Source organism: Crassaminicella indica (assembly GCF_019203185.1).
Classification (GTDB): domain Bacteria; phylum Bacillota; class Clostridia; order Peptostreptococcales; family Thermotaleaceae; genus Crassaminicella; species Crassaminicella indica.
In genome coordinates this window covers 1,099,201-1,111,382 of record NZ_CP078093.1, presented here as the reverse complement: position 1 = coordinate 1,111,382, position 12,182 = coordinate 1,099,201, and the positions used below count along the sequence as shown (strand labels likewise).

9 protein-coding genes and 1 pseudogene are annotated in these 12,182 nt (G+C 29.4%); 1 reads left to right on the top strand and 9 read right to left on the bottom strand.

Annotated features, from left to right (window positions below):
• Nucleotides 1–106: 106 nt before the first annotated feature.
• The 8 genes and pseudogenes from KVH43_RS05260 to KVH43_RS05225 all read right to left on the bottom strand — a co-directional run.
• Nucleotides 107–1,270, bottom strand: a complete 1,164-nt coding sequence (locus tag KVH43_RS05260; RefSeq protein ID WP_218283801.1) for a protease inhibitor I42 family protein — start codon at nucleotides 1,268–1,270, stop codon at nucleotides 107–109.
• Between the two features lie 382 nt (nucleotides 1,271–1,652).
• Entirely contained in the window at nucleotides 1,653–2,258 is a 606-nt protein-coding gene (locus KVH43_RS05255) for a YidC/Oxa1 family membrane protein insertase (protein WP_218283800.1), read from the bottom strand.
• A gap of 835 nt (nucleotides 2,259–3,093) precedes the next feature.
• A complete protein-coding gene (locus tag KVH43_RS05250; protein ID WP_218283799.1) occupies nucleotides 3,094–4,704 on the bottom strand; it encodes a BCCT family transporter in 1,611 nt (536 codons plus the stop codon).
• Between the two features lie 399 nt (nucleotides 4,705–5,103).
• A complete protein-coding gene (locus tag KVH43_RS05245; RefSeq protein WP_218283798.1) occupies nucleotides 5,104–5,721 on the bottom strand; it encodes a ribonuclease H1 domain-containing protein in 618 nt (205 codons plus the stop codon).
• A 136-nt stretch (nucleotides 5,722–5,857) separates the two neighbouring features.
• Nucleotides 5,858–6,133: an RpnC/YadD family protein gene (locus tag KVH43_RS05240; protein ID WP_218283797.1), complete on the bottom strand. Its 276-nt coding sequence runs from the start codon at nucleotides 6,131–6,133 to the stop codon at nucleotides 5,858–5,860.
• A 390-nt stretch (nucleotides 6,134–6,523) separates the two neighbouring features.
• Nucleotides 6,524–7,276: an IS21-like element helper ATPase IstB gene (gene istB, locus KVH43_RS05235; protein ID WP_218282866.1), complete on the bottom strand. Its 753-nt coding sequence runs from the start codon at nucleotides 7,274–7,276 to the stop codon at nucleotides 6,524–6,526.
• Nucleotides 7,269–8,564, bottom strand: coding sequence for an IS21 family transposase (istA, locus tag KVH43_RS05230; protein ID WP_218282865.1), 1,296 nt, complete (start codon nucleotides 8,562–8,564; stop codon nucleotides 7,269–7,271). Before istA ends, istB begins: the two co-directional genes overlap by 8 nt.
• A 242-nt stretch (nucleotides 8,565–8,806) precedes the next feature.
• Nucleotides 8,807–8,989 (bottom strand): annotated as a pseudogene (locus tag KVH43_RS05225) (integrase core domain-containing protein); the annotation flags it as partial.
• 754 nt (nucleotides 8,990–9,743) lie between these two features.
• Between KVH43_RS05225 and ltrA the strand changes: the two are divergent.
• Nucleotides 9,744–11,549, top strand: coding sequence for a group II intron reverse transcriptase/maturase (gene ltrA, locus KVH43_RS05220; RefSeq protein ID WP_218282640.1), 1,806 nt, complete (start codon nucleotides 9,744–9,746; stop codon nucleotides 11,547–11,549).
• Between the two features lie 88 nt (nucleotides 11,550–11,637).
• Here ltrA and KVH43_RS05215 read toward each other — a convergent pair whose 3' ends face one another.
• Entirely contained in the window at nucleotides 11,638–12,075 is a 438-nt protein-coding gene (locus KVH43_RS05215) for an IS3 family transposase (protein ID WP_218284081.1), read from the bottom strand.
• Nucleotides 12,076–12,182: the final 107 nt, after the last annotated feature.

The window sequence follows — 12,182 nt, the reverse complement described above, 5'->3', positions numbered from 1 at the left end:
AGGATTGTTAAGATTATTATATCTCTTTAAATAGAAACCATGCTTTCCTCATGTTATATAGAAAGCATGGTTTCTGACTATTTTATCTTCATATTTATTATGTTTTTTATTTAATAATTACTATTTTCTTAGCAGTTGTTTGAGGTGGTAAACTCATAGTCATTGCAAGTCCACTATATGCTTTAATCTTTGTACCTTCTTTTATATCTTTAATAGATAGTTTTTTACCAAAAGCATCTACTATTTCAGTATTTTCTGCTATATGATAAATAATAGAATTTTTAAGAACCGATACTTGTATTGAAGTTCCTTTCTTAGTAGTAGAAATATTTTTTACTTCTCCAGTTTTGCAAATAGTATCTTGAACAACAACCTTTTCAGCAGTTGCAATTGGAGGTAGACTTCTTGTCATTTTAGGTCCATAAAACACTTCAAGTCTAGTACCTTCTTTTATGTCATTAAGTGATAGTTGATCTCCTTCCATAGTAACAACTTTAGTTTTTTCTCCTATATTGAATTTTATTTGTTTATACTGTCCTTCTCCTTCAACCATAGCAATCATACCATTTTTTCCTTGTCGTATGCTTTTTACTGACCCAGTGATTTTATAAAAACCTGTTGTTTCATCAAAATATTTATTTCCACCTGTATAAACCTTTTTATTCTCTTCTATTCTCACTTGTAAATCAGATAATACTGTTACAATAAATTCTTTTGCTTCAACAACAGAGCTATCTCCTTCCCATTCTCTTTGCTTACTAAATTTTATTGTAGTTACACCTTCTTTTAATCCTTTAATTACCCAAGTATGCGTTCCACCTTCTCCAACTATACTCTTCGCTCCTTCAGGTAATTCACCTTGTTCATAATTGTCAGAAATCACTTGAATTATATCTTTATCTTTAATATCATATTTCCAAGTGTAGCCTGTTGTAGGATTCTCTTTTAACTTTATTTTACCAATAGCTTTGTCCACATCTTTATGTTCTAAAATAATTGTTTTAGTATTTTGATCCCAAACAACATTCATTTCTGTTAATTCAGCTATATTTCTTACAGGAAGATATGTACGCCCTTCATACATTATAGGTTGCAATATTTTCCCATCTTCATCAGTAAAAATTTGCTTTTCTCCATCTAGTGTTACTTTTATTCCTGGATTAATATATGCCTCAATTTTTTTAGTAATTTCTGAAGCTGATCCAATTATAGACATTGCTCCAACTGTAATCATTGATGTTATTAATACGACTTTATTAAATTTTTTCAAAATAATCTACTCCCCTTTCCAGCTTAAATGTTTTTCTATATTATGTAGACGTAGTTTATTATAAAAAAGTTCCCTTCATCATAATTTTTTATTCTAGCTATGAACTACACCCCACTTACTTTGTTTAAGTGGGAGTTTTAAAAGAAGATTGATAGTCTAAACTATCCTTATTCTTTTAGGCGTATCCACTTCGCCTCTACTATATAGTACATTTAAGCACACAACTCTACTTTTTTTCAATATATTTAATGCTCCATTAACATCTGCATTGAAGGTATAATAGCATATCACTACCTTCCTACAAATGCAAACAATCTTCCTTGATTATTTTCTCTTTTTTCTTAGATAAATAAAAAAACTAAAGCCCATAGAGAGCCTTAGCTTAAACTTTTAAAAGAATTTGTTCGATATTTGTAATGATCGTATTTGTTACAAAATATAACCCTAAACCTGCTGGCAATTTCACTGTAACTAATAATGCAACAATAATTGGGGTAATGAACGTAGAGATTGTTAGTTTTGGAATTGCATTGTTTTTTATTACATTAAAATGCTGCAATAAGCTAGGTAATATTTGTAAAAGTATATAGATTATTGGTAATATAAAATATGGATCAGGTTTTGATAAAGTAAATAACCAAGGGGTTAAAACTGTCCCTGTATCAATTATATTGGTAGAAAATAATCTATACAAAATATAAAAAATTGGCATTTGTAAAAACATTAATAAAAACCCAAATGACATACCTTTATGTTCTAAATATAGTTTTGTAATTTCTTGCTGCAATTTTTCTTGATTTGCAGAATATTTTTCTTTTAAAGCACTTACTTTAATAGATATTTCTTGACTAAACTTTAATGCTTTCTTTTGTTTGATTGTCAAGGGTAGCATCATTAATTTTACCAATAAAGTAAATATAACAATTGCAATCCCATAATCATTAGTGAAATCGTAGATCATATTAAATATATTTATAATAATATCCAAAATTATCTCTCCTTTATATTTATTTGAGTATTTTATAGAGTGAATAATTTTAAATATTAGTATTGATTATAAAATTTCCAGATTTGATATTTATGATAAGATTCATAATCTGACACAATTAATATTTTGTTAAAGTTAACACACCTACGATAACAAATGATATTTATCAAATTTAAATAGTTATTATTAAATTTATTCCTAAAATTATTGGATATAATCAATGCACCATATGAAACTATAGGTATTAAAATTAACAAAGATAAAAAATATAAAATACTAACATCAACATTCATAAAAATCAACTCTCTAATATTAGATTCTTCTTAAATAGCGTATCCTACTTAGATATCCTTCTCATTTGAAATCTTGTTTACAATAAAATATATCTACAAAATAAAAATTTACAAGGATACTTAATCATACTATCATAGTGTAAAACAATTCAATAGATTTCCAGTGAGATAAAACAAAAAAATACTTATACAAAACCTTGTTATAATTAAGTTCCTACACAAAACATAACAGGTGGTGTATATAAATGTTCCAGAATTTAATTATATCAAATAAATTACCATTAAACAAATTCTTCAAAGAATTAATAGAGATTTAGCATCAAAATTCCAGTTACAATTTTATTTTTAAATACTATTATTATAAACCTTATTTTTGTCTCTAAATTATTCATTTCAAAAATATCATAGATTTAAAAATGGGCAACTAGATTTAAAGCATTACCATAATAATCAAAAACTACCAAACAGATTACTATAGTCATGTTTTTTTATAAAAGAAACTATCGGTTAATCAATTTAATGATTTACCGACAGCCCCTTTATTAAGCAATCTTATCTAGTTCTGTTTTTAACTGTGTTAATCGATAGTTTTTATGTTTTTTCATTTCTTTTTTCAATTCTACATATATTGAATAACACATCATTAGCATGAGTATGCTAAAAGGTAATCCTGTAGCGATGACAGCCGATTGCAATGTAGTGAGTGCTCTTGTTCCCCCTAACATTAAAACAGATGCTGCGATGAACCCTTCCATGACAGCCCAAAAAACTCTTTGTGTTTTAGGAGAATCAATTTTCCCTCCACTTGTAAGATTATCAACCACTAATGAACCTGAATCACTACTAGTAACAAAGAAAAGTACTACTGCCATCATTCCAATAAAAGAAATTATACTCTGTAAAAGGTTAGATTTTATAAGGTTTGCAATCATTTCAAATAGTGCAGTGGATATATCAGCGTTAACTGCCTGAACGATAACATTGTTATGGATTTGATTAAGATATACACCGGTAGCCCCTAAAATGGTCATGGCAAAGAAAATAATAAACGAAGAAAAGAAAATAGTTCCAAATACTATTTCGCGAATGCTTCGACCTTTAGAAATTCTAGCAATAAATGTACCTACAAAGGGTGTCCAAGAAACCCACCAAGCCCAATAAAATATAGTCCAGCTACCCTGCCATACTTTATCAGCTTCTGCTACACCTGTAAATAAAGAAATATGAAAAAACTCTGTCAAATAAGCACCCATACTTGAAAGATATGTTGAGAATATATAAGCTGTTGGTCCAATCAATAAGATCAACAATAAAAATGCACCAGATATGAAAAAGTTTGCTTCACTAAGGAGCTTGATTCCTTTAGAAACACCACTCACTACAGATAAAGTTGCAATAAATGTAATAATAGCAATGATTACAATTTGTACAGTACCATTCATAGGAATTCCAAAGATGTAATTTAGTCCTGAATTGATTTGTTGAGCTCCTAGACCTAATGAAGTTGCCAATCCAAATAATACAGCCAATACAGCTAATGTATCGATAACATCACCTAAAAGTCCAAAGATTTTATCTTTAAATATTGGATAGAATAAACTTCTTAGAGATAGAGGTAATTTCTTATTATAGGCGAAGTAGCCTAATCCTATGGCAGAAAGAGAGTATATAGCCCATGGAGCAAATCCCCAGTGTAAATACATAATTTTAAAAGCATCAACAATTGGATTTTTCCCTGTTAGGCTATTTGGTAAGTTCTGCATATGATAAATTGGTTCTGCAATCCCATAAAAAAAGATTCCGATTCCGATTCCTGCACTAAACAGCATAGAATACCAGGCAAAATTTGAAAATTCAGGTTTTGCTTTCGATCCACCTAATTTAATCTTCCCAAAGTCTGATATTCCTAAAAAAATGGTAAACAATAATATAAAATTAACAGTCAATACAAAAACCCAATTAAAATGAATTGTAAGGTAATTTTTTACCCCATCAAAAATGGTTGCTGATCCATTAGGATTAACAATCGTAAAAATTGAAAACCCTAAAACCAAAATTGCTGAGGCAATGGAAACAAATAAATTCATGTCCAGTCCAAATCTTTGAAAATTTCTGCTGTGTAATTTCTTAATATTACGAATATTCTGATTCATTCTTGCAATCTCCTCCTCATAAATTATATTTTTTCATCTTAAAATTTTTCAAAACACACTAAATTTACTAGTCTTTTTTTATACAAAAAAGCACTCTAACTTATCATTTAAGATAAGAGTTAGAGTGCTTACGTTTCGCATAATTGCTCACATTATACCACCTTGATAGTATAGCTCATCACCTATTCACATAGATCCTGAACAAGCCCCAGTTCTTTAATCACCTGGTTTTCATGACTATTTTTACTTTTAAATGATACATTCGAATATAGTCTACGAAAAATAGAATTATTTTTCACATACTATACCTCATGCACGAGCTACTCATAGCCATTACTTCCCTCGTTTGAATTATATCATAAATGCAAGCATATGTCAAAACGCCCTCAACATTCTGCCTTATTCCTGCTCATATAAAGCTTTTTTAGCTAATTTATCAACCTCTTCATTATATTTATCTCCAGAATGAGCTTTTACTTTTACAAATATTACTTCTAAATTTTTTGATACTTCATCATAATATTTTTTATATTCTTTTGTACCTTCTTTTTTAGCTTCCCAAGCAGAAGTTGCCCACTTTTCTATTCCTTCATAATCATAATACAAGTAAAGCTTTTTAGCTTTTTTTTGAAGTGCATAATCCATAGCAACTCTAGCCCCTTGTATCTCCCCCGCTACGTTTCTCATTTCTAGTAATTTTTCAATCTTTTCTTTGCCTGAAAAAGATTTTTTTTCACTTCTAAAGAAAGTAATAACACCATAACTATAATAGTTTATTTTAGGATCATAACTTCCATCAACATAAGCAATCATTTCAAAATCTTTTAATTGCTCAATTGTTCTATATACATTATTTTCTACTTTATTTTCAATATATAACTCAGCATCTTCTAACTTCAAAAAGCTTTTATACTCTGCACCAGAGTATCCTTTTACTGCTTTTTCACACTCTGCCCATGTCATAAATATACCTGTTTGCCGTCCTTTTCGAACAGCATAAAATTTATTTTTCCCCATATATTTTTCACCTCAAATAATTCTTCTATCATTCATAAGTATTTATACAAATTTCTATCACTTCCTGAAAGTACTAATATCTTTAGAAAATATGAAAAATCTATCACTAATCTATATTAAATTAAGTGACAGACTCCTATATAAGCATTCTTTTTCTTATGTTTTCTATCTCTTCTTTACTGAGTCCTGTAATTTCAATAATATCTTCAGTAGTAAGTCCTTTTATTATTGACTTTTGAACCACTCTTTCTAAGCTTTTCTTCATACCTTCTTCTTTTCCTTCTTCTCTAAATCTTTCAGCTAAAGTCATTACTACTTCACTCCCTTCCGGATAGGTCTTTTCAATTTTCTCAATTATTTCATCAATATCTGTTTTATCTAAATTCTGTCCTGCGTTCAAAACATATCTCATAAATGTCTCAAAATATTCTATCCCTGTTTGTTTATCGTCTAATTCTCGTAGATACTCTGCTGCTCTTAAGATAGATTCTTGTAATCCCTTGTTATCCTTTATAAATATATCTCTAAAAGAGGATTTTGTATTTTCATTTCATCACCTACCTACTTCTATTATACCTCATAACCTAATGTTATAACACATTTTTGATCTTAATGTCTTCTACTTTCATGCTGCTTTTTTGTGGTTCTTTCCATGCTTAGTTGAATTTATTTTATTTTGTTATATAAAATCAAAACAACACTTAAAATAAGTATAAATATTTGATGATTCTCAATATAGCTCTTCGTAATATAAATGTCAAGCTAAGAATGTAACTTTTTGATCATTTAAAAATGTAGTTTTTTACTCAGCATCTTGTTTAAAATGATCTTTTAGTCTATATGATTTTCCACTAATAGAAATAATGTGAGCATGATGTAGAATTCGGTCTAAAATAGCACTAGCTATTATTGCATCATAGAAAACTTCATCCCAATTATTAAAGTTTATGTTTGTTGTAAGGATAGTACTTTTTTTCTCATATCTCATATCTATCAGTTGAAAAAATAGCTTTGAATCATCTTTATCGATTGGAAGGTACCCTAATTCATCAATAATTAACAATTTATATTTAGCAAAATGTTTTAACCTAGCGTCAAGTCTATTTTCTAGTTTAGCTTTCTTCAATTGCTGAAGAAGATCGTGGCATTTTATAAAATATGTACTATATCTTTTTTTAGCTGCTGCAATGCCTATTGAAGTAGCTAAATGTGTTTTACCAACCCCACTAGAGCCTAGAAATACAATATTTTCTTTCGATTCTAAGAACCGTAGAGTTGCAAAATCTAAAATTTGTTGCTTATTAATACTTGGTTGAAAATCAAAGTCAAAATCCTTGATTTCCTTTGTATGAGGGAAAGCCCCTACTTTTACCATTGAACGAATCATATTTGCTTCTTTGAAGTCGATTTCATGGGTTGTCAGTTTAGTAAGTCCTTCTACAAAAGAAAGATTATTCTTGTTTATAAAGTCTATTACATCATTTAGATGTGTAATCATTTGTTTTAATTTCAAGTATTCTAGGTTTTTTACTAATTGTGTGTATGAACTATTCATTCTGGTATATCTCTCCTATCATCTTCAAGTTATTTTTTGCAATCGTTTCTATTTCCTCAAGTGGATTATTTAAAGTCAAAGAGCTAATTGCTACATAATGCTGTGGATGATAATTTAGTTTTTGATTTTTCACCTTATGAATAGTAACTAAATTTGTGTTATAATAAATGTGTATTTGACCATCATATATTTGTAGCTGTAGCTTCTTTCCAATATATTCTGGGGGTACAGAGTATTGGTTTGATTTATAATGAATCATACTTTGAGGATTTACTGTTACAGATACTGTTGTGATTGAATAAAGATTTCTTATTTGTTCCCTAGGAAGTTCAAATAAGGAGTCTTTTTCTTTTTCTAAATGTAAAATGGGTATTTTACCTGTTGCAGTATGACATGTACTATTTATTCTATTGTTAAGCTTTGTTACAAGTTGATTTAATTTATCATAATTTAACATTCCATTATACGCACGTATCTCGTCTAATAGCTTCATTGGAGCTTCTACTTTTGCCTTTGTATTGGGTCTGCCAGCAATACATGGACAAACCTTAAAATTATAGTCGCTTGCAAACTGTTGAAATTTTGCATTTACCTTTCCTTTTGAATAATTGGTTCTTGGTTCATCCATAACTGTTTTCATATTATCCGTTAATAATTCATGTGGGACACCTCCGAAGGTTTCAAAAGCTTCGCTTAAGAAGGATAATAAAATATCTTGTGTTTTACTAAGTGACAATCTATAAACTCTGAATCTTGAGTAAGAAAGGATAATCACAAATATATTTATTTTAATTATCTCACCATCGCTTAATACAAACTCCATGTTCTCCTTCCAATCTACTTGCGCTTGTTGTCCTTTGGACGTTTCATATCTCATAGGGGCAACGCTAGATGCATAATTTTTTCGCCTTTTCTTAAAATAATTATTAAATTCTTCATGCTTAGAAATGTACCTACGAAATGATGATTGAGCACAATCAAGGCTATAATTGTCTTTTAAGAATTGCCATAATACACGCTTATAATAAAATACTTGTATTGATTCATCGCTTAATAATTCTTTGATTATAGGATAAAATCTATCGATTTTGGATGAACTATTTCTTGTAGTGGGCTTAGTATAGCCATTTATATATTTACTAACAGTACGAGCATCAACGCCTAATTCTCTTGCTATTTGGCTTTTATTCACTTTCAAGTTTCCTACCTCCATGAAAGGTTTCAGTTTATGAAGATCTTCTAATGTATTAATTTCTATATTTGTATTTATATTATTTTTTATTATCATAATTACCTCCATTAATTTCAGAGATAATTATATATTGTTTTGCAGTAATTGTGCATTCTTATATGATCATTTTCTTACATTCTTATGTTATCACTTATAACCTTCCTTGTTAATGCTCTATTGAAATCTTGAAAAACATATTCATTTCCTTCAATCTCTTTGGGCTTATGTCAATATTTTGGACACAAAAAGTTTAACAAATTAAAAAGCTGACTTTAAATTATTCTCAAATTGGTCTGGAGTCATAAACCAATACTACTATGTATTCTATTTCTGTTGTACCAAGACTCAATGAATTCAAAGATAGATTTTTTAGCTTCATTAAAATCTCTATACTTTTTATGATTAACTTCTTCTTTTTTTAATATTGAATGAAATGATTCTATTGGAGCATTATCATAGGGATTACCCTTACTGCTAAAAGAAATAGATGTGCGAAATGTTTCTCTATAAGTGATTAATCACGAAAAGAGAGGATTAATGAAATCACATTTAATCTAACTGATTAACTGAAATTTGGAATGAAGCCTTCATGTAGGCTGAAACGAATTACTTGATACTCCTACAAGCGTTTAATGTTTAGTAGACATTAAGGGTTTGAAGCTAGGTAAAGTCGGCTAAGAGTATACCGTAAGGCATGTGGGATAATAACCTACCACCACGAAATGCGAACCAGAGGTGGTTGAGTGTATGATAGGTCGGAGTGCTAGAAAATATCTACGGTGAGAATGTTCTTAAATGAACTGACGAACTTGCGAATGTACGAGTCTAAATTCTTATTAAATAGAAATATTTAAACCACAACTAGTGGGGTTAATTACCGAAAAGTATGTTTGTCAATTAAGAAATTCGGAATACCTAACAACGAAGGTATAAATTAACAGGCTCATAGTAAGCATCTAAGGATATATGTAAAAGCTAAGTTAATCGGAACATTGTAAGCAAAAGTCAACTATCTAAACGACTACTAATCGGGTTGGTTTCTATAAGATATCAAATGATATTGAAATGAATTTACTTTTGTGAAAGTAGGGACACAGTACCTATGAAACCATGATAATAAGTGGCGGAGGGATAGTCCCAAGTCTTGAACTTTGAAAACTGAACTAATTAAATGAAACTCATAGGGTCAGGTAAGATGATGGGACTTCTGTATGGAAGGAGAACAACACGCCATCAATGAGTACAGCATTACGATATAGCGAATATTACGGTATGCAAGAAACATTCGATTGGTTATATGATAGAAGTAAGAAAAGAGCCACTAACGGTCTTAGATTATATGAAATCATAACATCAAGAGAAAATATACTTCTTGCATATAGAAACATCAAGGCTAACACAGGAAGTAAAACTAAAGGTACTGATGGATTGACAATAGCAGATTATAAAGTCAAGGATGAAGGTACATTTGTGAAAGAAATAAGAGACACACTAAAGAATTACAAACCCAACTCGATTAGAAGGGTAGAAATCCCTAAAGATAACGGTAAAACAAGACCTTTAGGAATACCAACTATGAGAGATAGAATTATACAGCAAATGTTCAAACAAGTTCTTGAATCAATATGCGAAGCAAGATTCCACAAACATTCTTATGGATTTAGACCTAATAGGTCAACTCATCATGCTATGTCAAGAAATCAATACCTAATTAATATAGGGAAGATGCATCATGTAGTAGATATAGATATAAAAGGTTTCTTTGATAACGTAAATCATACAAAATTATTAAAACAGATGTATGATATAGGTATCAAAGATAAGAGAGTTCTTAGAATAGTTAGTAAAATGCTAAAAGCACCAATAGAAGGAATAGGGATACCAACTGAAGGTACTCCACAAGGAGGTATATTATCTCCTTTACTGTCTAATATTGTGTTAAATGAATTAGATTGGTGGGTTAGTGACCAATGGGAAACCTTTGAAACCAAATACAGATATTCAAGAGTAGACAGTAAATACTTGGGACTTAAAAAATATAGTAATCTAAAAGAAATGTTCATTGTAAGGTACGCTGATGATTTCAAAATTTACACTAGAAATCACATAACAGCAAATAAAATATTTCATGCAATTAAAAACTATTTAAAGAATAATTTGAAACTGGATATATCAACAGAAAAATCTCAAATAACAAATCTTAGAAAGAAAAGTTCAGATTTTCTAGGATTCAAGATTAAAGTAGTAAAAAAGAGAAACAAACATGTTGCTAATACATTCGTCATGGAAAAGAAAAAGGAGAAGATTAAATCAAGATTAAGAGATTTAATTTTAAATATACAAAAAAATCCTTTAACAAGTACAGTCAATAAATACAACATATATATTATAGGGATTAAAAACTACTACAAATATGCAACGCATATTAACAGAGATTTTAGTAAAATAGCCTATCAAATTTCCAAAACCCTATTCAATCGTCTAAAATCAATAGGTAAATGTGAAATTCCTATTAAACCCAACGAAACATACAAAAAGTTCAATAAAAATAACTTTAAAACACATAAGGTAGCAGGTTTATATCTCCATCCAATAGCAGACATACAGACTAAAAATGTGATGAATTTTTCACAAAATATATGTAACTATACATCTCAAGGTAGAGAATTAATATACAAGAAACTAAAACCTAATGTGTCTACTGAAATACAAAGGCTTATGAATAATATATACGAATATAATACGGTTGAATTAGCAGATAACAAACTCTCTAAATACTCATCACAGAAAGGAAAATGCTTGGTCACAGGTAAATTCTTATGTGCTAATGAAGTGGAGATACATCATATAAAGCCAACAGAATTAGGTGGAAAAGATGAATTTGCTAATCTCATAGCAATACACAAGGATGTTCACAAGTTAATACATGCAACACTAAAAGAGACGATTGATAGATATATGAACAAACTTCAATTGAACGTAAAACAGTTGAAGAAAGTAAACAAATATCGTAAAGAATGTAATTTGATTAATTTAGATTAAAAGTTTAAGATGGAACGCCTTGTGAGTTCGAAAGTCTCATGCAGGGTGTGGTCGAGGGGAAAAGGTGGAGATAACTTCAAACCCTTACCTATTCGAATAATCCTAGACTTTTAACCTTTTTCATATATTCATAGCTAGTGTATTGGCTTCCTCGGTCAGAGTGAATGATAACTTGACCGTTAGGTCTTTGGTTTAAATAAGCATTTTCTAAAGCTTTTATTGTTAATTCAGTGGTCATAGATTTAGAGAATGAGTAACCTATGATTTTTCTTGTATATAAGTCCATTATTGATGCTAGATAACACCAACCATTTTTAATAGTATAAATATAGGTAATATCAGCTACCCACTTTTGATTTATACAAGTAGCTGTAAAATCTCTTTTAATGATGTTTTTACCTATTATTTCATTACACTTAGAAGAATAATGCTTAAATTTTTTATGAACAATTGATCTAATACCTAGCTTTTGCATTAACCTTTGTATTCTTTTTAGACTTAATGACCATCCACGAGATTTTAGTATTTATCTAATTTTAGGAGCACCTTAACGCTTTTTACTATCTAGATAAACAGACATAATGACTTTTTTTAGTTTTTCATTTTCAAGAGATCTGTTAGATTTTTCTCTGG